The organism is Pseudomonas sp. FP603 (assembly GCF_030687415.1).
Classification (GTDB): domain Bacteria; phylum Pseudomonadota; class Gammaproteobacteria; order Pseudomonadales; family Pseudomonadaceae; genus Aquipseudomonas; species Aquipseudomonas wuhanensis.
Genome location: NZ_CP117431.1, coordinates 5,481,487 through 5,504,715 on the forward strand (window position 1 = coordinate 5,481,487; position 23,229 = coordinate 5,504,715).

The 23,229-nt window shown below is 59.4% G+C and carries 17 protein-coding genes and 1 pseudogene; 5 read left to right on the forward strand and 13 right to left on the reverse strand.

The window, feature by feature from the left end:
- Nucleotides 1-206: 206 nt before the first annotated feature.
- On the forward strand, nucleotides 207-1,463 hold the full coding sequence (locus PSH65_RS25385; RefSeq protein ID WP_305423056.1) for an OprD family porin: 1,257 nt from the start codon (nucleotides 207-209) through the stop codon (nucleotides 1,461-1,463).
- Between the two features lie 119 nt (nucleotides 1,464-1,582).
- Here the strand turns inward: PSH65_RS25385 and pcaC are convergent, their stop codons facing one another.
- From pcaC to pcaR, 10 genes and pseudogenes are all read right to left on the reverse strand, one after another.
- Nucleotides 1,583-1,975, reverse strand: coding sequence for a 4-carboxymuconolactone decarboxylase (pcaC, locus tag PSH65_RS25390; RefSeq protein ID WP_205887454.1), 393 nt, complete (start codon nucleotides 1,973-1,975; stop codon nucleotides 1,583-1,585).
- A gap of 10 nt (nucleotides 1,976-1,985) precedes the next feature.
- Complete coding sequence (pcaD, locus tag PSH65_RS25395; protein WP_305423059.1) at nucleotides 1,986-2,792, reverse strand: 3-oxoadipate enol-lactonase; 807 nt, start codon at nucleotides 2,790-2,792, stop codon at nucleotides 1,986-1,988.
- A gap of 11 nt (nucleotides 2,793-2,803) precedes the next feature.
- A complete protein-coding gene (locus PSH65_RS25400; protein ID WP_305423060.1) occupies nucleotides 2,804-4,168 on the reverse strand; it encodes a 3-carboxy-cis,cis-muconate cycloisomerase in 1,365 nt (454 codons plus the stop codon).
- Nucleotides 4,169-4,488: 320 nt separating this feature from the next.
- A complete protein-coding gene (pcaG, locus tag PSH65_RS25405; protein ID WP_192344303.1) occupies nucleotides 4,489-5,055 on the reverse strand; it encodes a protocatechuate 3,4-dioxygenase subunit alpha in 567 nt (188 codons plus the stop codon).
- Nucleotide 5,056: 1 nt separating this feature from the next.
- A complete protein-coding gene (gene pcaH / locus PSH65_RS25410) occupies nucleotides 5,057-5,761 on the reverse strand; it encodes a protocatechuate 3,4-dioxygenase subunit beta (protein WP_305423062.1) in 705 nt (234 codons plus the stop codon).
- 52 nt (nucleotides 5,762-5,813) lie between these two features.
- Entirely contained in the window at nucleotides 5,814-7,019 is a 1,206-nt protein-coding gene (pcaF, locus tag PSH65_RS25415; protein WP_305427050.1) for a 3-oxoadipyl-CoA thiolase, read from the reverse strand.
- A complete protein-coding gene (locus tag PSH65_RS25420) occupies nucleotides 7,016-7,795 on the reverse strand; it encodes a CoA-transferase subunit beta (RefSeq protein ID WP_305423063.1) in 780 nt (259 codons plus the stop codon). The genes pcaF and PSH65_RS25420 overlap by 4 nt, the downstream gene beginning before the upstream one ends.
- Nucleotides 7,795-8,653, reverse strand: a pseudogene (locus PSH65_RS25425) (CoA transferase subunit A). The gene PSH65_RS25420 and the pseudogene PSH65_RS25425 overlap by 1 nt, the downstream one beginning before the upstream one ends.
- Nucleotides 8,654-8,870: 217 nt before the next feature.
- Nucleotides 8,871-10,217, reverse strand: coding sequence for an MFS transporter (locus PSH65_RS25430; protein WP_305423064.1), 1,347 nt, complete (start codon nucleotides 10,215-10,217; stop codon nucleotides 8,871-8,873).
- A gap of 285 nt (nucleotides 10,218-10,502) precedes the next feature.
- A complete protein-coding gene (gene pcaR, locus PSH65_RS25435) occupies nucleotides 10,503-11,345 on the reverse strand; it encodes a pca regulon transcriptional regulator PcaR (protein WP_007903845.1) in 843 nt (280 codons plus the stop codon).
- A gap of 669 nt (nucleotides 11,346-12,014) precedes the next feature.
- Between pcaR and PSH65_RS25440 the strand changes: the two genes are divergently transcribed.
- Together PSH65_RS25440 and PSH65_RS25445 are read left to right on the forward strand one after the other, a co-directional pair.
- Nucleotides 12,015-12,215: a hypothetical protein gene (locus PSH65_RS25440; RefSeq protein ID WP_007903846.1), complete on the forward strand. Its 201-nt coding sequence runs from the start codon at nucleotides 12,015-12,017 to the stop codon at nucleotides 12,213-12,215.
- Nucleotides 12,216-12,593: 378 nt separating this feature from the next.
- Complete coding sequence (locus tag PSH65_RS25445) at nucleotides 12,594-14,069, forward strand: inorganic phosphate transporter (RefSeq protein WP_063342708.1); 1,476 nt, start codon at nucleotides 12,594-12,596, stop codon at nucleotides 14,067-14,069.
- Nucleotides 14,070-14,334: 265 nt separating this feature from the next.
- Here PSH65_RS25445 and ccoM read toward each other — a convergent pair whose 3' ends face one another.
- From ccoM to PSH65_RS25460, 3 genes are all read right to left on the reverse strand, one after another.
- Entirely contained in the window at nucleotides 14,335-14,451 is a 117-nt protein-coding gene (gene ccoM / locus PSH65_RS25450; RefSeq protein ID WP_007906619.1) for a cytochrome c oxidase subunit CcoM, read from the reverse strand.
- 144 nt (nucleotides 14,452-14,595) lie between these two features.
- On the reverse strand, nucleotides 14,596-14,757 hold the full coding sequence (locus PSH65_RS25455; RefSeq protein WP_007906621.1) for a hypothetical protein: 162 nt from the start codon (nucleotides 14,755-14,757) through the stop codon (nucleotides 14,596-14,598).
- A gap of 105 nt (nucleotides 14,758-14,862) precedes the next feature.
- Complete coding sequence (locus PSH65_RS25460) at nucleotides 14,863-15,204, reverse strand: aspartate-semialdehyde dehydrogenase (RefSeq protein WP_305423068.1); 342 nt, start codon at nucleotides 15,202-15,204, stop codon at nucleotides 14,863-14,865.
- A 228-nt stretch (nucleotides 15,205-15,432) separates the two neighbouring features.
- Between PSH65_RS25460 and rapA the strand changes: the two genes are divergently transcribed.
- Both rapA and PSH65_RS25470 read left to right on the forward strand, forming a co-directional pair.
- The gene (gene rapA / locus PSH65_RS25465; RefSeq protein WP_305423070.1) at nucleotides 15,433-18,279 is read left to right on the forward strand and encodes an RNA polymerase-associated protein RapA; all 2,847 of its coding nucleotides are present in this window, start codon (nucleotides 15,433-15,435) and stop codon (nucleotides 18,277-18,279) included.
- Between the two features lie 336 nt (nucleotides 18,280-18,615).
- Complete coding sequence (locus tag PSH65_RS25470; protein WP_305423071.1) at nucleotides 18,616-23,133, forward strand: Ig-like domain repeat protein; 4,518 nt, start codon at nucleotides 18,616-18,618, stop codon at nucleotides 23,131-23,133.
- Nucleotides 23,134-23,229 lie beyond the last annotated feature (96 nt).

Sequence of the window (23,229 nt, forward strand, 5' to 3'; positions counted from 1 at the left end):
CGCCCTCCCCCAATTGAACCATTTAGTCCGTTTCCCTCACCATCTGTCGTACAAAACCAATAACAACAGGTTCGACACCATGTCCCCGCGCCCTGCCCTGTCCGGCTGACTTCGCCCCGCTTTTCTGAATTCGAATCTTTTGTCTGCAACCCCAGCGTTGCGGCACCGCCCTGTTTCACCTCCAAGAATTAGAGAGACCCGAGCCCATGACGACTTCCACGCAGTATTTCTTTCCCAGCCTGATCGCCATCGCACTGGCCGGTGCGGCCCTGCCCGCCATGGCCGAGGAAGCCGGTTTTGCCGAAGGTGCCAAGGTCAATCTGAACCTGCGCAACTTCTACATCAACCGTAACTTCACCAACCCGACCAAGGCTCAAGGCAAGGCCGAAGAGTGGACGCAAAGTTTCATCCTCGATGCCAAGTCCGGGTTCACCCAGGGCACCATCGGGTTCGGCATGGACGTGCTGGGGTTGTATTCGGTCAAGCTCGACGGCGGCAAAGGCACCGGCGGTACGCAGTTGTTGCCGCTGGACCACGACGGTCGCCCGGCGGACAATTTCGGTCGTACCAATGTGGCGTTCAAGGCCAAGCTGTCTCAGACCGAAGTGAAGGTCGGCGAATGGATGCCGGTATTGCCGATCCTGCGTTCAGACGATGGTCGCTCGCTGCCGCAAACTTTCCGTGGCGGCCAGATCACCTCGAAGGAAATCGACGGCTTGACGCTTTACGGCGGCCAGTTCCGCGCCAACAGCCCGCGCGACGACAGCAGCATGAATGACATGTCGATGACCGGCAAAGCAGCATTCACGTCAGATCGCTTCAACTTCCAGGGCGGCGAATATGCCTTCAACGACAAGCGCACTCAGATCGGCCTGTGGAACGCGCAACTCAAGGACATCTACAGCCAGCAATACGTCAACCTGATCCACACCCAACCGCTGGGCGACTGGACATTCGGCGCCAATTTGGGGTTCTTCTACGGCAAGGATGACGGCAGCGCCCGGGCTGGCGAGCTGGACAACAAGACCTGGTCGGGCCTGTTCTCGGCCAAATACGGTGGCAACACCTTCTACGTCGGCCTGCAAAAACTCACCGGGGACAGCGCCTGGATGCGGGTCAACGGCACCAGCGGCGGCACCCTGGCCAACGACAGTTACAATGCCAGCTATGACAACGCCAAGGAAAAATCCTGGCAAGTGCGCCACGACTACAACTTCGCCGCCCTTGGCGTGCCGGGCCTGACGTTGATGAACCGCTACATCAGCGGCGACAACGTACACACCGCAACCACCAGCGACGGCAAGGAATGGGGCCGCGAAAGCGAACTGGGCTATACGGTTCAGAGCGGCACGCTGAAAAACCTCAACGTCAAATGGCGCAACTCGACCATCCGCCGCGACTTCAGCAACAACGAGTTCGACGAGAATCGGTTGATCGTCAGCTATCCGATCAGTCTGCTGTAAACACAGACCCAATGTGGGAGCGGGCTTGCTCGCGAAAGCGGTTTAACATTCAGCATTGATGCAAGCTGATTCACCGCATTCACGAGCAAGCCCGCTCCCACAGGGTTTGTGGTGGACAGTCACTCCCGCGATTCAACCCCCAACTCATCCCAAACCGACTCGGCCAGGTGGAAGGTCGCGTTGGCCGCCGGGATGCCGCAATAGATCGCGCTCTGCATGATCACTTCCTTGATCTCGCCGCGGGTCACGCCGTTGTTGGCGGCGGCGCGCAGGTGCAGTTTGAGTTCTTCGTTGCGGTTCATGCCGATCAGCATGGCGATGGTGATCAGGCTCCGAGTGTGGCGCGGCAAGCCCGGGCGGGTCCAGATGTCGCCCCAGGCGTGGCGGGTGATCATCTCCTGGAACTCCGAGTTGAACTCGGTCAGCGTGCTCAGGCTGCGGTCGACGTGGGCGTCACCGAGCACTGCGCGACGGACTTTCATGCCCTCGTCGTAACGTTGTTTCTCGTCCACAACAATCCCCTCAATGAGCTGACAAAAACGCCAGTACCCGGTCGCTGAACGCAGCGCCGGCCTGGACGTTGGACAGGTGCGCGGCGTAGAACTCCGCGTACTCGGCGCCCCGCACATGTTCCTGAATGAAATGCCCGCCCGACGGCGGCGTGACCGCGTCTTCAGTGCCGGCGATCACCAGCAGCGGCGCCTTGATCGAAGACAACTGATCGCGGAAATCGGCGTCACGTACCGCCGCGCAATTGGCCGCGTAACCTTCAGGCGAGGTGGCCGCGAGCATGTCGGTAATCTGCTTCGCCGCGGCCGGATTGGCCGAGGAAAAGTCCGGGGTGAACCAGCGCGCAATCGACGCATCGCGCAGGGCGACCATCGCCGCCGCGCCATCGCGCAGCACGGTTTCGATCCGTGGATTCCACACTGATGGATCGCCGATTTTCGCCGCGGTGTTGCACACGATCAGTTTGTTCAAACGCTGGCCGGCATTGATCCCCAGCCATTGACCGATCAACCCGCCCATGGACAAGCCACAGAAATGCGCGCGTTCGATGTGCAAGGCATCCAGCAGCGCCAGCACGTCGCGGCCCAACTGATCGATGCTGTACGGCCCCGGCGTCACCAACGATTTGCCGTGACCCCGGGTATCAAAACGCAGCACCCGGAAATGCTCGGTGAACGCCGGGATCTGCGCGTCCCACATGTGCAGGTCGGTGCCCAGTGAGTTGGACAGCACCAGCACCGGCGCATCCGCCGGTCCATCGAGTTGCGGCCCTTGAATTTGGTAGTGCAGTTCGCCCTCGGCGAGTTGTACGAATGCCACAGCAGTCTCCTTCAGGCAGTCAACGCAAAATGTTCAGCCACCGCTCGCTCGACCCAGGTATGGGCCTGACCGAGGTAATGGGCGGGGTCCAGTAGACGATCGAGTTCAGCGTCCGACAGCTCGGCAGTCACCTGCGGCTCGTCGCCGAGTACCGCGCGCAGATGACGTTGCTCGGCCACGGCGCGCTTGCAGCATTGCTCCAGCAGATGATGCGCGGTGTCGCGACCGACCCGTTGCGCCAGCACGATGCTCACGGCTTCGGCCAGCACCAGGCCCTGGGTCAGGTCGAGGTTGCGCTTCATTCGGTCGGCATCCACTTCCAGGCCGTCGGCCACCAACAGCGCTTGCTGCAAGCTGCCTGACACCAAGCAGCAGATCTCCGGCAGGGTTTCCCATTCGGCATGCCACAAGCCCAGGCTGCGCTCGTGTTCCTGCGGCATCGCGCTGAACAAGGTCGAGAGCAAACCCGGCACCCGCGTTGCCGCACTGATCAACACCGCCGCACCCACCGGGTTGCGTTTGTGTGGCATGGTCGAGGAACCGCCCTTGCCTGGTGCCGAAGGTTCGAACACTTCGCCGGCCTCGGTCTGCATCAACAGGCTGATGTCGCGGCCGAGTTTGCCGAGGCTGCCGGCGATCAACCCAAGCACCGCGCCAAACTCCACCAGACGATCACGCTGGGTGTGCCAGGGTTGATCCGGCAAGGTCAGTTGCAGTTCTGCGGCCAAGGCTTCGGCAATCGGCATCGCCTGCTCGCCGAGGGCCGCGAGGGTGCCGGAAGCACCGCCGAATTGCAGCACCAGCAGGCGCGGTTTGAGTTCCAGCAGACGCTGACGGCTGCGCGTCACCGCCCCCAACCAACCGGCGATTTTCATGCCGAGGGTGACGGGCGTCGCGTGTTGCAACCAGGTGCGTCCGGCCAATGGGGTGGCGACGTAACGCCAGGCCTGGGTCGCGAGGGTTTCCCCCAACTGCATCAGATCAGCTTCGATCAATTCCAGCGCACGGCGCAGTTGCAGCACCAGACCGGTGTCCATTACATCCTGGCTGGTCGCGCCCAGATGCATGTAACGCTCGGCTTCGGCATCGTCCTTGGCGATCTGCTTGCCCAATGCCTTGACCAGCGGAATTGCCGAATTGCCCGCCGTGGCAATCGCCTCACCAAGCGCGGCGAAGTCGTAATGCTCGGCCCGACATGCCGCTTCGATAGACGCGACAGCCGTCTGCGGAATCAGGCCAACCCGCGCCTCGGCCCGGGCCAGTGCCGCTTCGAAATCAAGCATGGCCTGAACCCGGCCCTGATCGCAGAACACGTCACGCATGTCGAGTGCCGTGAAGTAGGCATCGAACAATTGATTGCCCGGTCGCTGGTTCATAAACAGTCCTTGCAGGCGTGGGCCGGTCAGGCCCCCGCGTAAAGATCAAAGGTCGTTTTGCAAATACTTCGCCTGTTTCGGCAGACGCAGGCTGAACAGGAACGCCACCGCCATCATCACCGTCACGTACCAGTGAACAATTTCGAGTCTAGGCACACTTTGCAACAAACCCATTCCACAATTGGGCAATGCTATCCCTGTGGGAGCGGGCTTGCCCGCGATGACTGAGTCACATCCAGCATTAATGGTGACTGACCCAACGCTATCGCGGGCAAGTCGGATCGCCGCACCGCCGCTCCCACAGGTTTTGTGGCGTTCAATCAATAATCAAAAAATACCGTCTCGGCATCCGTCCCCTGCAGAATCACATTCCACTGATAAACACCCGCCGCATCCTTTTTCGCCAGCAAGGTGCTGCGACGTTCGGCAGGCACGCATTCCAGCAGCGGATCCGCCACGTTAGCCGGTTCGCCATCAAAGTAAATCCGCGTCAGCAAGTGCTTCACCAACCCACGAGCAAACACCAGCACCACCAAATGCGGCGCCTGGGTCGTGCCCTTCAGGCCTTCCACTGTGCCCGGCTTGATCGTGGTAAAGCGGAAGCGCCCTTCTGCATCCACCGGCACCCGGCCAAACCCTTCGAAGTTCGGGTCCAGGGGTTTGTCCTGATCGTCTTCGGGATGGTCGTACTTGCCGGCGGCGTTGGCCTGCCAGACTTCGAGCATCGCATCGTTGACGAAGTCGCCGTTGCCATCGACGACTTGCCCGGTGATTGCCACGCGCTCGCCGAGGGTCTGTGCGACGGTCAGGTCTTCGCGGTTCAGCCAGGTCAGGCCAATGTGGTAATACGGCCCGACGGTGTGGGACGTGGTCGCGTTCAGCGTCATCTTATTTCTCCATCGGCGTGGCATCGCGGCCGCGCAAGACGATGTCCCAGCGATAACCGAGGGCGTAGGAAGGGATGGTTTTTTCCAGATCGAAACTGGCGATCAGACGCTCTTTGGCGCTGGTATCGGGCACGCAGTTGTAGATCGGGTCGTAGGCCAGCAATGGGTCGCCCGGGAAATACATCTGGGTCACCAGGCGCGTGAGAATACTCGGCCCGAACAGTGAGAAATGGATGTGCGCCGGGCGCCAGGCGTTGTGGTGGTTACCCCACGGATAGGCGCCAGGCTTGATGGTCTGGAACTGATACCAGCCATCGGCGTCGGTCACCGTACGGCCGGTGCCGGTGAAGTTCGGGTCCAGCGGTGCGTCGTGCAGGTCGCGCGCATGGGCGTAGCGACCGGCAGAGTTGGCCTGCCAGATTTCCACCAGAATGCCCGGTACCGGCAGACCGTTTTCATCCAGCACACGGCCGTGAATGATGATCCGCTCACCCAGTGGTTCGCCCGAGTGCTGGGCAGTCAGGTCGTTGTCCTGCTCCTGGATGCGCTCGGCGCCAATGGTCGGGCCGGTGATTTCCGACAGCGAATGAGGCAAAAACACCAACGGCTTGGACGGCGAGCGAAGGTTGGTGGATTGATAAGGAGGGTGCAGGTATTCCGGCTGAGTGCCCGCCTGCGGGCGACGGTAACCAGGTTTGTCAGTCATTGCGCTTTCCTCAGTTCTTATTAGTCGACGCTTTTAATTCACAGTCAGCGTGTCAGACCCGTTCGATCGCCAAGGCCAGACCCTGGCCGACACCGACGCACATGGTCGCCAGGCCTTTCTTGCCACCGGTTTTTTCCAGATGATGCAGCGCGGTCAGTACCAGGCGTGCACCGCTCATGCCCAGCGGATGGCCCAAGGCAATGGCGCCACCGTTCGGGTTGACCTGGGCCGCGTCATCCGCCAATCCCAGTTCACGCAGCACGGCCAAGCCCTGGCTGGCGAAGGCTTCGTTGAGTTCGATTACGTCGAAATCGCTGACCGCCAAACCCAGGCGCTCAGTCAATTTGCGCACCGCTGGCACCGGGCCGATGCCCATCACCCTGGGTGCGACACCGGCACTCGACATGCCCAACACGCGAGCGCGGGCAGTCAGGCCATGTTTCTTCACCGCGTCGCCGGAGGCCAGAATCAACGCCGCCGCACCGTCGTTCACGCCGGAAGCGTTGCCGGCGGTGACGGTTTTGTCCGGGCCGTTGACCGGTTTGAGTTTGGCCAGGGTTTCCAGTGTCGTATCAGCGCGAGGATGCTCGTCCTGCGTGACGACGCTTTCACCCTTCTTGTGGGCAATGCGCACTTCGACGATTTCTTCGGCGAAAAATCCTGCGGCTTGCGCGGCGGCCGTGCGTTGCTGACTGCGCAGGGCGAACGCATCCTGATCGGCGCGGGACACCTGGTAGTCGTCGGCCACGTTATCGGCGGTCTGCGGCATCGCATCCACGCCGTATTGGGCTTTCATCAACGGGTTGATGAAGCGCCAGCCGATGGTGGTGTCTTCCAGCTTCATGTTGCGCGAGAACGCCGCATCAGCCTTGCCCATCACGAACGGTGCGCGAGACATGGACTCGACGCCGCCGGCGATCGCCAGCTCCATCTCGCCACTGGCGATGGCCCGGAATGCTGTGCCGATTGCGTCCATGCCCGAAGCGCACAGGCGATTGAGGGTCACACCTGGAATGGTTTCCGGCAGGCCTGCCAGCAGCAACGCCATGCGTGCCACGTTGCGGTTGTCTTCGCCGGCCTGGTTTGCGCAGCCGAGGAACACCTCGTCCACCGCGTTCCAGTCCACCGACGGGTTGCGTTCCATCAACGCCTTGATCGGCACGGCGGCAAGGTCATCGGCGCGAACCGCCGACAAGCCACCGCCGAAACGGCCGATGGGGGTGCGAATGGCGTCGCAGATATAAACGTCACGCATCAGGCTTCTCCAGGTGCTTGGCCGTGGGCCGCCGCGGTGCGGGCTTCTAGATCGCGCAGCGCGGTTAGTTCGACCTCGGTTGGCTCGGCGGTATTTTCCACCTGATCGGCAAAACGAATTGCCCAACCGGTGGCAGCAATCACTTGCTCGCGGGTCACGCCTGGATGCAGCGCGGTCACCACGAATTCATGGGTGCCGGCTTCAGGCTCCATGATGCACAGGTCGGTAATAATGCCAACAGGACCGGCGCCCGGCAGGCCGAGACGCTTGCGTGAATCCCCACCCTCACCATGGCCGACCGAGGTAATGAAGTCGAGTTTGTCGACAAAGGAACGCGCCGACTGCTTGAGGATGATCAGCACGCTCTTGGCGGAACCGGCGATCTCCGGCGCGCCACCGGCACCCGGCAGGCGAACTTTCGGCTGATGGTAGTCACCCACCACCGTGGTGTTGATGTTGCCGAAGCGGTCGACTTGCGCGGCGCCGAGAAAACCGACGTCAATGCGCCCGCCCTGCAACCAGTAGCGAAAAATCTCACCGGTCGGGACGACGGTGTCGGCGGTTTCCGCCAGCTCACCGTCACCGATCGACAGTGGCAATACGCTCGGCTTGGCACCGATCGGACCCGATTCGTAGATCAGGACAACGTCTGGCGAGGAAGTCAGACGTGCCAGGTTGGCGGCTTTCGACGGCAGGCCGATACCGACGAAGCACACCGAACCGTTTTTCAGACGGCGGGCGGCGGCAACAGTCATCATTTCATTGGTGGTGTAAGTCATTACTTGGCCTCCGAAGCAGCGGCCAGCTTGGCCTGGAACTCACTGAAGTCAGCGCAACCGTGGATGTACTCATTGATCCACGCGGTGAAGGTTTCACGGTCGCGGGCAATCGGGTCCCAGGCCTGGTAGAAGCGGTTGTCGCGCTCGGTGTAACCGTGGGCGTAGGACGGATGCGCGCCGCCTGGTACGTGGCAGACCGCGCTCAAGGCCCAGGTCGGCAGCACGCAAGCGTTCATCGGCGCATTGAGGTCGTCGACGATTTCTTCGACGGTGACGATGCAGCGTTTGGCGGCCAGCGCGGCTTCTTTCTCGCACGCCGAGAATGCCCCACAGCAGCACATTGCCTTGACGGTCAGCTTTCTGCGCGTGAATCACGGTAATGTCGGGGCGCACCGAAGGCACCGCCGCCAGCACTTCGCCGGTGAATGGGCACGTGACGGTTTTGATCAGCGGGTTGACCTTTGGCAGGTCGGAACCAGCGTAGGCACGCAGCACCGCGAACGGTAAGCCCGAAGCGCCCGCGACGTAGGCATTGGCCAGGTCGGCGTGGCTGTGTTCTTCAATTTCCAGCGCATGCGGCCACTGCCTTTCGACCGCGTCACGCAGACGGTGCAGCGAGCCCACGCCCGGGTTACCGCCCCAGGAGAAGATCAGCTTGCGAGCACAACCGGCACCGATCAACTGGTCGTAGATCAAGTCGGGCGTCATCCGCACCAGGGTCAGATCTTTCTTGCCCTGCCGGATGATTTCGTGACCGGCCGCCGTAGGAATCAGGTGAGTAAAGCCTTCGAGCGCGACGGTATCGCCGTCGTTGACGAACTGCTTTACCGCGTCATGCAGCGAAAGGATTTCAGCCATGGGGCAGGCTCCCGTTTTGTTATGAACCGACAGTGGTAGAAAAAGGCGCGAGATTCAGCGCCGGAATGACTGAAGAGTAAGCCCCTGGAAAACGCCAAACAATCCGATAATCGACTGAGTGTTCGTTTATCGAACAGATTGTTATCTCCCTACCGATCTCCTGCGCCGATCGTTTCCCACGCTCCGCGTGGGAACGATCACATCTCGGAAATTGCCCTCAGGTCGCATCCGCATGGCTGACCATGCCTTTGATCACCACCGCTGTGGTCGCCAACGCGGCTGGAATCACCAGCGCCGTCAGCACCTGTTCGAAATTCCAGCCCAGGCCCAGCAACGTTGCTCCCATCCATGCACCGAGAATCGCGCCGAAACGGCCAATCCCGAGCATCCACGACACACCGGTCGCCCGCCCTTGAGTCGGGTAAAACCGCGCCGCGAGCGACGGCATCGCCGATTGCGCACCGTTGACGCACATCCCGGCCACCAGCACCAGGGTTGCCAGCAATGTGATGCTGCCCAGGCTCTGCCCTACCGCGTAGGCAAACACCCCGGCGAATAAGTAGAAAATGCCGATGACCTTGTGTGGATTGAACCGGTCCATCGCCCAGCCCACGCCCACTGCGCTCAACACTCCACCGAACTGGAACAGCGCACCAATGAATGCGGCCTGCTCCATGCTCGCGCCGCTGTCACGCATCAGTGTCGGCAACCAACTGGTCAGCAGGTAAACGATCACCAGGCCCATGAAGTACGTCAGCCACAGCAACAACGTGCCTGTGCTGTAGGTGCCGGAGAAGATCACCGCAAACACATTGCGGGCCTTCACGGTTTTCTGTTCCGGCACCCTGAAGCTCGAAGCTTGGGCCACCAGCGTCGGGTCGATGGGTGCCAGGGCCTTGCGCACTTTGTCCGTGCCACGATTGCGCACCACCAGATAGCGCGCCGATTCCGGCAACCAGAACAGCAAGACGACGGCGAGAATCAGCGGCAGAATCCCACCGATCATCAACAGGCTGTGCCAGCCGAAGGCCGGGATCAGTTTGGCCGAGATGAACCCGCCACCGGCCATGCCAAGGTTGAAGCCACAGAACATGCTGGTCACCAGCAGGGACTTTTTGCGCTCCGGGGTGTATTCGGACAGCAGTGTGGTGGCGTTCGGCATGCCGGCGCCCAGGCCCAGGCCGGTGAGGAAACGCAGCACCAGCAGCTGATCGACGTTGGTGCTGTAGGCCGAGGCCAGGCTGAACGCGCCGAACAACAGTACCGCGCCCACCAGTACGACTTTTCGCCCAAAGCGGTCAGCCAACGGGCCGGAACCCAAGGCGCCGAAGACCATCCCGATCAACGCCGCACTCATCACCGGGCCGAGACTGGCGCGATCGATGCCCCAGTCCAGGGACAGTGCCGGCGCGATAAAACCCATGGCCGCGGTGTCGAGGCCATCGAGGAAGACAATCAGGAAACACAGGATCACCACCCGCCATTGGTAGCGCGAAATGGGTTGAGCGTTGATGAAGGACTGCACGTCGAGGCAGTTTCCTACAGCAGACTGAGGCTGGTTCATTATTTTTATTCCACGCAAAGAACGCAGTCGAACAGGTGTCAGCGGGGGCTGACGCTGTCACAAGAAAAGGAGGTCGGGATCAGGCAATTCGGTTTCGGCAGCTAAACCGGTGGGAACGGCGACAGTCGGGAAACGTGCGCATGACGATGCCTCTTCTCATTATTATTGGGGCGTGATCCGGCGGCTGAAGGCCAACGAGTGCCGGATGACGCTGCCGCGACATTAATGATCCAAGGGAAAGAGCGTCAATTCGATAAACGCGACTCTGTGCGTTTATCGAACAGCTTAGGCAAAGAGTTGCGCGCTCAGATCACGACTGGCGCTTAGCAGGCCGGGCAGGAAACGCTGTTCCAGCTCGCTGCGACTGACCCGGCCGGCATGGGTGCTGACGTTTAACGCCGCCACCACTTGCCCGGAAGCGTCGTACACCGGAACGGCAATCGAGCGCAGGCCCTGCTCCAGTTCCTGATCAACGATGCACCAGCCTTGTTGCCTTACCTCTTGCAGGCATTCGAGCAACGCCTCGGGGGTATGCAAGGTGCGACTGGTCTTGGCTTGCAGCTCGGCATGGTCGAGGTACTCGCGCAGCGACGTATCGTCCAGCGCGGCGAGAAGAATCCTGCCCATGGATGTGCAATAGGCCGGCAGTCGCCCGCCCACCGAGAGGTCGACGGAAATCAGCCGCTGGGTGGTCGCCGAGCGCGCAATGTACAAAATGTCATCACCTTCCAGCGTGGCCATGTTGCAGGCCTCGTGCAGTTGCTCGCTCATGCGGTCCAGATACGGCTGGGCAGACACCGCCAATGGCGTCGACGACAAATAGGCATGGCCCAGGGTCAGTACTTTGGGCAGCAGCGAATAAGTACGCCCATCGGTGGTGGCGTAGCCGAGCTTGATCAGCGTATGCAGGCAACGTCGCACTGCGGCGCGGGGAATTTCCGTGCGATGGCTGATCTGCGCAATCGTCAGGTGCCGCTTGCGCTCCTGGAACGCCTGCACCACCGCCAAACCACGGGCCAGGGAGGTCATGAAATCCGGGTCACCGGTCAGGGCCTGGATTCGCTTGGCGGGCGAGGCAACGATCGGCGGTGCCACTGAAGCGAAGGAATTGCGCATTTGATCGTTCATATCAGGTTGTTTCCCACACGGATCAGCGACTATTACAAGCGGCCCCCGGTCTGACACACAAGCCATCGGCCACCAAGATTGGGCGATTATCGAACCATAGGCCGATAATCGCAATCAATGGCTGCTTATGGTGAGCCATACTGCTTTCAGTCCCTATGCAATACGTTTGTTATTTTCGGTCATGATTTAAAGAAGCACAGGTGTACTAATTTGTTCGGCTTAATGGCGCCAGAAAGTCACCGCTGTAACTGGCATCACGGCACTGTAGTTACCGGTAAAAGTTTGCGAGTAACAAAACAATCACACACGAGGAACTACTTTTAACTCTCAAGAGATAGTGTTCTTCGGATCGACCGCTATAATACATCTCAGTGGCGACCGGTTTTTTACGTGCCGATTCCGCCAACCGGCAGCGCAATATCCATTGTCGCTGTCCGCAGCAAGCGCCTGACGCTCATTTCATATGCTCCGCCAACGCGCTCGCTGAAACAGGAGACTGATGCTACGTCAGCTGTTTTTCTCTGGTGCCGTGGCCGCCTGCAACAAAGGACGAATTGATTGCTCCGAGGGAACGATGCCGTGTCAGGTATTGTCCCTTCAACGAGCGTGGTCAATGAATCAATGCAGCGCGTTTCACCAGAATTAATCTCAACTCAATCAGGTAGCACTGTGACGAAAGACGAACTGCGCGCGGAACTTGAGCGCCAGGAACAACGTTACAAGGAAGTTTACGGCGGGGAAGTCACCACCTACGCCGCTCAGCCCGAACCCGAACGCAAACCCTGGCGTAAACGCGCCACCGTTCAGGACCAGGCCTTCTCCCAGGAATTGCAGAAGATGGAAAAGGAACTCAAAGCCGAAGAGCCATGACCGCCTCGGCTTGAATCCTTTCAAGAGCCTGCGTCTGCACCCGTTAAAAGCGGGTTGTATGGATGTTGCTTTTCGCGCCCGCTACAAGCGGGCAGCGGTCCCCCTCATCCGTTGGATGAGGCAAATGGCTCCTGTCTGGCGCTCTTCCAAGATATTTCACACAAGCGTTCAAGTCTCTCGCTCCGTCGGGAGAAACCCTTGTGGCTACGGCCTTTCCAAGTAAATTCAACGACTTGTAAAACCCTGAAAAAACCCGCCCCCTGGGGGATTGCCACAAATTAATTCGTTGAAGAATGTTACCGATGAGCAGCAAGTGCATCGATTAGCAGTCTTTTCTGGCATAATCGCGCCCCCTTACGACCGGGTCAGAAAACCTTCATGATCGATTTATTCAGCGGACTGGATGCTTGGGTGCTTGTGAGCCTCTTGCTCGCCCTGGCCTTTGTCCTCGCCTTCGAGTTCATCAACGGCTTTCATGACACCGCAAACGCGGTGGCCACTGTTATCTACACCAAAGCCATGCCGCCTCATCTGGCGGTGTTCTTTTCCGGTGTGTTCAACTTCCTCGGCGTGCTGCTGGGCGGTGTGGGCGTGGCGTATGCCATTGTCCATTTGCTGCCGGTAGAACTGCTGATCAATGTGAACACCGGTCACGGACTGGCCATGGTGTTCTCGTTGCTCGCCGCCGCCATCACCTGGAACCTGGGTACCTGGTACTTCGGTATCCCGGCCTCCAGCTCCCACACGCTGATCGGTTCGATCCTCGGTGTCGGTCTGGCCAACGCCCTGATCAACGACATTCCGTTGGCCGATGGCGTGAACTGGCAGAAGGCGATCGATATCGGTGCGTCCCTGGTGTTCTCGCCGATGGCCGGTTTCCTGATCGCAGCCCTGGTGCTGATCAGTCTTAAGTGGTGGCGTCCGCTGTCCAAGATGCACAAGACACCGGAACAGCGCCGCAAGATCGACGATAAGAAACACCCGCCGTTCTGGAACCGTCTGGTGCTGGTGATTTCGGCGATGGCAGTCAGCTTCGTGCATGGCTCGAACGATGGCCAGAAAGGTATCGGCCTGATCATGCTGGTGCTGATCGGTATTGTGCCGGCGCAGTTCGTTCTCGACCTGAACAGCACCACCTACCAGATCGAACGGACTCGCGATGCGACCCTGCACCTGAGTCAGTTCTACGAGCGTAACCGCGAATCCCTGGGTGAGTTCCTGGCACTGGGCAAAAGCGTGAAAGGCGATCTGCCGGAGAAATTCCGTTGCAACCCGCAACAGACCGAACCGACCATTTCAGCGCTGCTTGGCACCCTTAAAGGTGTAGCCGACTACCATTCGTTGCCGTCGGAAAGCCGCATCGAAGTACGTCGCTACCTGCTCTGCCTGGACGACACCGCGAAGAAAGTCGCCAAGCTGCCTGGTCTCGCTGCTCGTGAAAAAGCTGACTTGGACAAACTGCGCAAAGACCTGACCACCACCACCGAATACGCCCCGTTCTGGGTGATTCTGGCGGTCGCACTGGCTCTCGGCCTGGGTACCATGGTTGGCTGGAAACGCGTGGTACTGACCATTGGCGAGAAGATCGGCAAGCAAGGCATGACTTACGCCCAAGGCATGTCGGCGCAGATCACCACCGCGTGCATGATCGGCGCGGCAAACATCTTCAGCCTCCCGGTTTCCACCACCCACGTGCTGTCTTCAGGCGTGGCCGGTACCATGGTCGCCAACAAAAGCGGTCTGCAAGGCGGTACCGTCAGAACCATCCTGCTGGCCTGGGTCCTGACCCTGCCAGCCACCGTGGCCCTGTCGGCCGGCCTGTTCTGGCTGGCGTCGAAGGCACTGGGTAGCTGATACACCGCTACTGAAAAAGGCGCGTTCCGTGAGGTTCGCGCCTTTTTTATTGCTGCAATTTTCGCTACACCAGCGATCCCTGTGGGAGCGGGCTTGCCCGCGATGACGGTGGCAGATCAGACATTGATGTAACAGACATACCGCTATCGCGGGCAAGCCCGCTCCCACAGTGGTTCGGTGTACACCTGATAGATTTTCGCGCACAAAAAAAAAGGGCGACCGAAGTCGCCCAAAATGCCTTGCGTGCTCATTGCTCCAGAAAGACCTACGGTTTTTTCCGCTTGTGCGAATCCTTCCAGATAAAAAATCCAAACCCTGCAAAAAACAGAACCATGAGGCCGACAGTCAGCACCCCGGCGATCACCACGTTGTCGAAAAACATGACTGGCCTCCTGCACTTGCCCTGTTGCGATGGGGCTAAGTTAACCAATCAGGCAGGAGAGAAAATTGACCGGGATCAATGCCGCCCGAGACAGGCGTAAAAGGAAGGGAAATAACTGACCTGCATCAACCGATGCAGGGTGTTTCAACGCTTTTTCGGTTTGTTCTTCGGCTTTTTCTTCGCTTTGCCCAGCGGCATCGCCTGCTCGAATGCCTGGCGTACTTCGTTCAGACGCTTTTCATTTAGGTCATGAACCCGCTTGGCGCGTTCGGTGTTGAGGTCAATCAGCTTGTCATCTTGGCTCATGGCGTTCAGTGCATCGCTTGGAAATGAATTCAACTGCCGGCTAAAGGCGACAGGATTACGCCAATAATGCGGTCTGGCGCGGACGCTGACCAGTGATCCAACACTTCAGATCTCGATATCCACCCACAACCCCTGACGGGGCTGATCTTCCATCAACGGCACCACCGGTACGGTGTTGTCGGCATTGAGCTCATTACCGGGAATCGCCAGGTGCTCTTCAGGATCTTCATCGGCCTCACGACGGCGCCGCTCCCGTTCCTGCTGCCGACGCTGTTCCTCGCGCAGCTGCAGGCCCGCCTCTTCCGGGTCGCGCTTTTGCAGGTCGATGGTGCTTTCGTTGGAGCTTTCCTGCACCGCCACCACGGGCGGAATATCCGGGCGCTGGCGAATCGGATCCTGCTGTGACGTGATCGGCACGGCGCTCAAGGGGAGCATCGGTGGCAGCATATTATTAGTCTCCTGTCAGCAGGCTGTCGGCTGCGGGAATGGCGACTTGAGCCATCGGTCGAAAACTTGTGACCGACCTGGCATCGTAGGAGCTGGCGCAGCCTGCGATCTTTTGATCTTCATCTCCCGAAAAGTTCGCATCCTCCATCAACGGCGCATGTAATCCTTTGGCCCTGAAGGCTCATTCCGTTAAGATAGCCCGCTTTTTCAAGGTGGGAGTCAGGCAGCATGGCGCAGCAGTATCAACCGGGGCAACGCTGGATCAGTGACAGCGAAGCCGAGCTGGGTTTGGGCACCGTTCTGGCACAGGACGGCCGCTTGTTGACCGTGCTCTACCCGGCCACTGGCGAGACTCGCCAGTACGCGCTACGGAATGCGCCCCTTACCCGCGTGCGGTTTTCGCCGGGTGACAGCATCACTCACTTCGAAGGCTGGAAACTGACCGTCCAGGAAGTCGACGACGTCGATGGCCTGCTGGTCTACCACGGCCTCAATGCGCAGAACGAAGTGGTCACGCTGCCGGAAACCCAGCTGTCGAACTTCATTCAGTTCCGTCTGGCCAGCGACCGTTTGTTCGCCGGACAGATCGACCCGCTGGCCTGGTTCTCCCTGCGATACAACACCTTGGAACACACCAGCCGCCAGTTGCAGTCCTCGCTCTGGGGTCTGGGCGGCGTGCGTGCGCAACCGATCGCGCACCAGCTGCACATTGCCCGTGAAGTCGCCGACCGCATCGCGCCGCGCGTTCTGCTGGCAGACGAAGTGGGCCTGGGCAAGACCATCGAAGCCGGTCTGGTGATCCATCGCCAACTGCTCTCGGGCCGCGCTAATCGCGTGTTAATCCTGGTGCCGGAAAACCTCCAGCACCAATGGCTGGTGGAGATGCGCCGCCGCTTCAACCTGCAAGTCGCGCTGTTCGACGAAGAACGCTTCATCGAAAGCGATGCCGCCAACCCGTTCGAAGACACTCAGCTTGCATTGGTTGCTCTTGAATGGCTGGTGGACGATGAGAAGGCCCAGGACGCGCTGTTCGCGGCCGGCTGGGATTTGCTGGTGGTCGACGAAGCGCACCACCTGGTGTGGCACGAAGACCAGGTCAGCCCTCAGTACTCGCTGGTGGAACAACTGGCCGAAGTCATTCCCGGCGTCTTGCTGCTGACCGCGACCCCGGAACAACTCGGTCAGGACAGTCACTTCGCCCGTCTGCGCCTGCTCGACCCGAACCGTTTCCATGACCTGCACGCCTTCCGCGCCGAGAGCGAAAACTATCGCCCGGTGGCCGAAGCCGTTCAGGAGCTGCTGGACAAGGGGCGCCTGTCGCCTGAAGCGCACAAGACCATCCACGGCTTCCTCGGTAACGAAGGCGAAGCGCTGCTGACCGCCGTTAACGATGGCGATACCGAAGCCAGCGCCCGTCTGGTGCGCGAACTGCTGGACCGTCACGGCACTGGCCGCGTGCTGTTCCGTAATACCCGCGCCGCCGTGCAGGGTTTCCCGGAGCGCAAACTGCACCCGTACCCGCTGCCGTGCCCGGCCGAATACCTCGAACTGCCATTGGGCGATCACATCGAGCTGTACCCGGAAGTCAGCTTCCAGGCCCAGCCGGATGCCAACGAAGAAGAGCGCTGGTGGAAATTCGACCCGCGTGTCGAGTGGCTGATCGACACCCTGAAAATGCTCAAGCGCACCAAAGTGCTGGTGATTTGCGCCCACGCCGAAACTGCCATGGACCTGGAAGACGCCCTGCGCGTGCGTTCCGGCATTCCGGCCACGGTGTTCCACGAAGGCATGAACATCCTTGAGCGTGACCGCGCCGCCGCCTACTTCGCCGACGAAGAATTCGGCGCTCAGGTGCTGATCTGCTCGGAAATCGGCAGTGAAGGTCGCAACTTCCAGTTCTCGCACCATCTGGTGCTGTTCGACCTGCCGTCGCACCCGGACCTGCTGGAGCAGCGTATCGGTCGTCTCGACCGGATCGGCCAGAAGCACGTCATCGAACTGCACGTGCCGTACCTGGAAACCAGCCCGCAAGAGCGGCTGTTCCAGTGGTACCACGAAGCGCTGAACGCCTTCCTCAACACCTGCCCGACCGGCAACGCCTTGCAGCATCAGTTCGGCCCGCGCCTGCTGCCGCTGCTGGAAGAGACCGACGATGGCGAGTGGAAAGCGCTGATCGACGAGGCCCGCGCCGAGCGTGAGCGTCTGGAAGACGAACTGCACACCGGTCGCGACCGCTTGCTGGAGCTCAACTCTGGCGGCGCGGGTGAAGGTGATGCGCTGGTCGAAGCGATTCTCGAACAGGACGATCAGTTCGCCCTGCCGATCTACATGGAAACCCTGTTCGACGCCTTCGGCATCGACAGCGAAGACCATTCGGAAAACGCGCTGATCCTCAAGCCAAGCGAGAAGATGCTCGATGCCAGCTTCCCGCTGGGCGACGACGAAGGCGTGACCATCACCTACGACCGCAACCAGGCACTGTCGCGCGAAGACATGCAGTTCATCACCTGGGAACACCCGATGGTTCAGGGCGGCATGGACCTGGTGCTGTCCGGCTCGATGGGTAACACCGCCGTGGCACTGATCAAGAACAAGGCGCTGAAACCGGGCACCGTGTTGCTGGAACTGCTCTATGTCAGCGAAGTGGTTGCCCCGCGCTCGCTGCAACTGGGCCGCTACCTGCCACCGGCCGCCCTGCGCTGCCTGCTCGACGCCAACGGCAATGACCTGTCGGCCCGGGTGTCGTTCGAAACCTTGAACGATCAACTGGAAAGCGTGCCCCGCGCCAGCGCCAACAAGTTCATCCAGGCCCAGCGCGACCAGCTGACGCCACGGATCAACGCCGGCGAAGAGAAAATCACCCCGCGTCACGCCGAGCGCGTGGCCGAGGCGCAGCGTCGTCTGGCGGCCGATACCGACGAAGAACTGGCGCGCCTGACCGCCTTGCAAGCAGTCAACCCGACCGTGCGCGACAGCGAACTGGTTGCCCTGCGCAAGCAACGTGAGCAAGGCCTGGCCATGCTCGACAAAGCAGCGCTGCGACTGGAAGCGATTCGGGTGTTGGTGGCGGGTTAACACCCCTCCTCCACCGCTATAAAAAAGAAGGCCCGCAGTGATGCGGGCCTTTTTTGTTTTCTGAAGATCTGTGGTGAAACAACGGATGCCAGGATCGCAGCATTCGGCAGTTTCTACCCCGCGTGCTGGGTGCCACCCGCCCGGTCATCAGGGCCATCATTGGCGTATCTCTGGTGGCTTTCACCGCCCGACGCAGTCCCGCCACCCATTGCCACTCGTCGAAAAACCATCCACACCTGTTAGTTCTGACAGTAGCCAGATCAGTCCGCTTGGCGCCCAATCCTTTCCATTGTTCTGTACTTGAAACGTTGCGTCGAATTGGACGAGGATCTGCTCATGACCATGTTTCGCCCCTACCTGTTTCCCCTTTTTGAAGAGGTTGTCGGCTTGCTTTCACTGCACCCTCTGATGATCGCAGGCATGGTTGCACCGATCCTGGATGGCGATGGCGGCATCAGCATTGCTGTGGTCGAAGACCACGATCAGGGCGTGCTGTGTGTCATCGATCCGTGGACATCGATGCAGGAAGGCGACGCCATTGACATTTGGCTGGACACGCAGAAGGTACTCCACCTTGTGGTCACAACGGAGGACGTTAACCTGCGTTTTTTCTTTTACTTGCCGGCGGCGCTGTTCGTGCCCGGCTGGATCGAAGAGTGCTATTTCGTATTGCTGCGCAAAGGTGAAGTGACGCCAGACGACCCATCAGTGCCGCGACGTCTGCTGGTCAAGCTTGACCGGCCTGGTGGTCCCGACAAGGAACCACACAAACCCGGGCACTCGGAACTCAAGGCTGTACAGTTGCCCCAAGAGGTCATCGATAACGGTGTCGATGCCGGGTGGGCTGCGAAAGGGGTGCCGATGACGATTTCGCGCTACCCCAATATCGCTGTGCACGATACCCTCCAGGGAAAATGGGGTAGTGTCTTTCTCGAACCCTTCGTGCTGACGCAAGCGCACGTTGACGGGATAGACCCCATCGTGATCATCGCCAAGCAGGCCGATATTCTGGCCGGTGGCGACAGTCCGGCTCTGCTGGTGCAGTACGAGGTGTATGACCAGGTTTGGAACTTTTCGGAAAAGTGGTCACAAACCACCACTGTGAAGGTCGAAGCGGGCGCCTGGCGCCTGGAGCCGCCAATCATCAAGGAAGCGGACAATGGCGTCATTGACCTCAAGGCATTGAACCAACAGAACGTCACTGTGCAGATTCATATCCGGGAGGGAGAATTCGAGGTCGATGATACGATCAGGATGACCTGGATCGGCACGCCGCAAATCGGTAAACCGTTAATTCACATTTTGTCGCAGCTCATCACGAAAGTACCCAGCATCCTTGAATTCAGTGTCCCTTATGCTGAAGTCCGTGCCATCGCTATGGGCTCGGCCGATGCCTCGTACGTGCTAATCAAAAAAAACGGCGATCCTCCTCTCTCCTCCAAGCGGACTTTCGCCAGCGTGATCGGCGATGTCTATGCACACCCCGCGCCCGAGCTTCGCGAAGTGGTCGGCGAGATTCTGGAACCCGACACGAAGTTCGCCACTGTGTACGTCGCGTACCCGGGTATGGCCGAAGGTGACTTCATCGTACTGATCTGGGCGGGTACGCGATCCAACGGTACGCCGTATGTGCATCAGGAGCAGTATACCGTCAGCAGGAATGACGCCGAGAACAAACAGATCACGTTTTACATTTCAGGTGAACATATCAGCGTGTTGGTCAACGGTCTCCTCGATCTCTGGTACCGAGTGTCCAATGATAAGGCTTCGATCTATGGAGTGAGCGAATCCGAACACCTGCTGGTCAAGGTTCAGGCGATTCCTGCGACGTTGCCGGCGCCCAAGGTGCCGGAGGCGAATGACGACGTGCTCGATCCATCGAAGGTGTTCGATAAGGTCACCGTGCTGGTCGACTACCTGGGAGCCAAGAAGGGCGAAATTCTGACCATCCATTGGATCAGCCCCAATCCCTTCGCCAGTACCAGTGACTGGTTACCCATCACCACGGTGACTGAAGGCAAACCGGTTCCGTTCCGAGTGGATGCCGACTTTGTTACAGCCAGCATCGGGCTGTATGTCAAGGTGCGTTACACCCTCAAACACACCACGGGCTTGTACAGCTATTCGGACACATTGAATCTGATGATTGGCTATCTGGTAGGTGAACTGCCCCCACCGGACGTGATTCAAGCGGAGGGTGAACCATCGAACGCCACGCTTGACCCGATGAAAGCGCTCGCCGGTGTCGACATCAAGGTCGGCTATGCCAGCATGGACCCGCTACTGGATATCATCGGTCTTTATTGGCGGGGCGTCCCGGGGTCAGGCACTTCCGAAGATCTGGAACTGCCGGGGCATGACAGTAAAAGTGTGCTGTTCCAGCTGGCCGCCTGGTTCGTTGGCGCCAATATCAACAAGATGGTGAGCGTCAGTTATGGCGTGAAACGTTATGGTTACTCGACTCATTCAGAGACGACGAGCTTGAGGATCCTGGCTTTTCAGGATCCCGAAAATGAGCTGCCGCGCCCGCAAGTGCCACAAGCAACCGCGGGTGTTCTTGACCTGATGACCTTTACCGGGAACCCCGACGTCAAGGTCAAGGCATGGCCGCACATCGCGCTCAAGCAGCGTGTGTGGCTGTGGCTGGAAGGCAAGACCGGCTCAGGGGCGTCATACCCCATCAATTTGCTTGAAGGCGTAGAGATCACTCAAATACACCTCGACAACGGCCTCAATGAAACCGTGCTCAGAACCGAGCTGCTGAAACTGGGTCACGCCTCGCCAGCGACTGTGGTGTGCCAGGTGACATTCGATGGCAGTGTTGAGCAACATACTGCGATCAACTTCCCGGCATTGCCCCTGACCATCAGAACCCGATACGACTACCTCACGCCCATCATCGACAAGGTAATCGATGCCCGCGCCGAAGTGCCTGAAGGCGGAACGACCCGGGATAAGGAGGTTACGCTGGAAGGTACGGCGACACGCGAACAGACCGTCGAGCTTTTCGAAGAGCCGTCCCTGTCCCTGGGAACCGCGCTGGTTGGTACCGACGGGGTCTGGAGGAAAAAGGTCAGCAATCTGACGGAGAAACGCTATCGCATCACCGCCAAAGCACTGTATGACGCGGTCCCTGTTTCCAGCGAGCCCCGAACATTCACCGTCGACTTTGCCGTTACGCCGGACATCACGTCCATCACGGACTCCAAGGGTGAGGTCGAACCGGGAAAAATCACCTATGACAACAGCGTATTGATAGAAGGTGGCGCGACACCTGGCGAACAGGTTCGGCTGCTGGACGGCACGACCCCCGTCATTACTCTGGATGTTGACGATAAAGGCAACTGGAATCACCGGTTCAATAACTTGAGTGTAAAAACCTACAGCCTGAGCATCGAAGCGCTGTACGACGTGGAGCCCACGACAAGCCCGCCACGCACCTTCATTGTGGCTCAAGCCGTTACACCGACCATTTCCTCGGTCACCGACATCAGAGGCGATATCGCCAATAACGGCACGACCTATTACCGGTCCGTTACCCTGAGCGGTAAAGCCAGTGCCAACGAGCAAATCGAACTGCGAGATGGGGACACCCCATTAAAAACCATCCAGGTCGGGGCCGATGGCATCTGGACCGATGTATTCGACAACCTGACACTGAAAGGCTACAGCCTGACTGTCAAAGCGTTGTATGGCAGCGGGCCAGTGTCGAGCCCCGCTCGAGTATTTACCGTGGCCGCGCATATCTCGCCGACCATCACCAGTGTCACCGATGCCGCAGGTGCGTCGGTGGCCGACGGTGCCACCACTTACGCCTCCCGAGTCACCGTGAGCGGCAAGGCCACCCCACGTGAGGAAGTTGATCTTTATGATGGCGCCAACAGAATAAGATCCGTGACAGTCAAGCCCAGTGGTGAGTGGGAACTGCTTCTGGACGTGATAATCAAGTTTTATAGCATTACAGCTCGTGCCCGGTATGAGGTCAGCCCGATATCGAGTCCGGCTCGAACCTTTGTGGTGGCCGCGCACATCGGACCGACACTGACGTCGGTCAAGGCATCCGGTGTAGAACTGCCGGATGGGGATAGCACGATTGCGACTTCGGTCGCATTGACAGGCCAGGTATCGCCCAATCATGAAGTGCAAATCCGCGATAACGGCAGCCCCAGGCATACGGTGCGCGCCAATGGCACCACCTGGAGTACGACGCTTTCCGTGGGGGTTGGCGGGCACAGGATTACGGCCTACGCGATCGCTACCGGGCGGGAATCGAACAGTCGTGGTTTTACTGTTCGTTCACCGATACCGCCGCTGACCATCAATACCAGCCATGTCTCGTTGTCTGCGTGGATATTCCGCATGGAAGTCACACCGCCGAATCCACCTGCAGGCGCCTTTGTCGACAGAGGTGCCAGCGGTGGTGTTCCACCCTATCGATATGCCTCAAGTAATCCTGCGGTCGCCGAGGTAAACAGTTCCACCGGGAGGGTCATTTCCAAAGGTAATGGCAGTGCTCAAATCACTGTATGGGACAGTGTGAATCAAACGGCCTCCTACTCGGTATCGACTTCAAATGTGTACCGTATTTTTGGTACTGGCATATTTGGTTCCTATCCCAGCTGCAGTCAGAGGGCTGCGCAGATGGGCGGTCGGATTCCCTCGTTGGCAGAGTGGCAATCTTACGTAAATATTTACCGAGGTATTGAGACTGAGCGCAGATGGTGTTGGGCTGCCGATCGCGCCGGCCTGAAAACGCAGTGGGCTTTCTACCCGGCAACAGGCGCAGCTCAGCCAATTTGGGATTGGGCTTTCAACAGGCAGAGTGCTGATGGTTTTGGCATCAGAGCCGGTTAGGGAAGTACGTAAAACGAGTAAACCCTGTAAGGGGCTTTACTCGTTTTACGTGAGAGTTAGTTCGAACCTGGCAGTCCAGGAGGGGATTCCTGTTTC

Bases quoted from the DNA above. Each gene is read 5' to 3' on its own strand.
- PSH65_RS25385 (WP_305423056.1), top strand. From the start codon at position 207: ATGACGACTTCCACGCAGTATTTCTTTCCCAGCCTGATCGCCATCGCA.
- PSH65_RS25400 (WP_305423060.1), bottom strand. From the start codon at position 4,168: ATGAACCAGCGACCGGGCAATCAATTGTTCGATGCCTACTTCACGGCA.
- pcaG (WP_192344303.1), bottom strand. From the start codon at position 5,055: ATGACGCTGAACGCGACCACGTCCCACACCGTCGGGCCGTATTACCAC.
- pcaH (WP_305423062.1), bottom strand. From the start codon at position 5,761: ATGACTGACAAACCTGGTTACCGTCGCCCGCAGGCGGGCACTCAGCCG.
- PSH65_RS25420 (WP_305423063.1), bottom strand. From the start codon at position 7,795: ATGACTTACACCACCAATGAAATGATGACTGTTGCCGCCGCCCGCCGT.
- PSH65_RS25430 (WP_305423064.1), bottom strand. From the start codon at position 10,217: ATGAACCAGCCTCAGTCTGCTGTAGGAAACTGCCTCGACGTGCAGTCC.
- pcaR (WP_007903845.1), bottom strand. From the start codon at position 11,345: ATGAACGATCAAATGCGCAATTCCTTCGCTTCAGTGGCACCGCCGATC.
- PSH65_RS25445 (WP_063342708.1), top strand. From the start codon at position 12,594: ATGATCGATTTATTCAGCGGACTGGATGCTTGGGTGCTTGTGAGCCTC.
- ccoM (WP_007906619.1), bottom strand. From the start codon at position 14,451: ATGTTTTTCGACAACGTGGTGATCGCCGGGGTGCTGACTGTCGGCCTC.
- PSH65_RS25455 (WP_007906621.1), bottom strand. From the start codon at position 14,757: ATGAGCCAAGATGACAAGCTGATTGACCTCAACACCGAACGCGCCAAG.
- PSH65_RS25460 (WP_305423068.1), bottom strand. From the start codon at position 15,204: ATGCTGCCACCGATGCTCCCCTTGAGCGCCGTGCCGATCACGTCACAG.
- rapA (WP_305423070.1), top strand. From the start codon at position 15,433: ATGGCGCAGCAGTATCAACCGGGGCAACGCTGGATCAGTGACAGCGAA.
- PSH65_RS25470 (WP_305423071.1), top strand. From the start codon at position 18,616: ATGACCATGTTTCGCCCCTACCTGTTTCCCCTTTTTGAAGAGGTTGTC.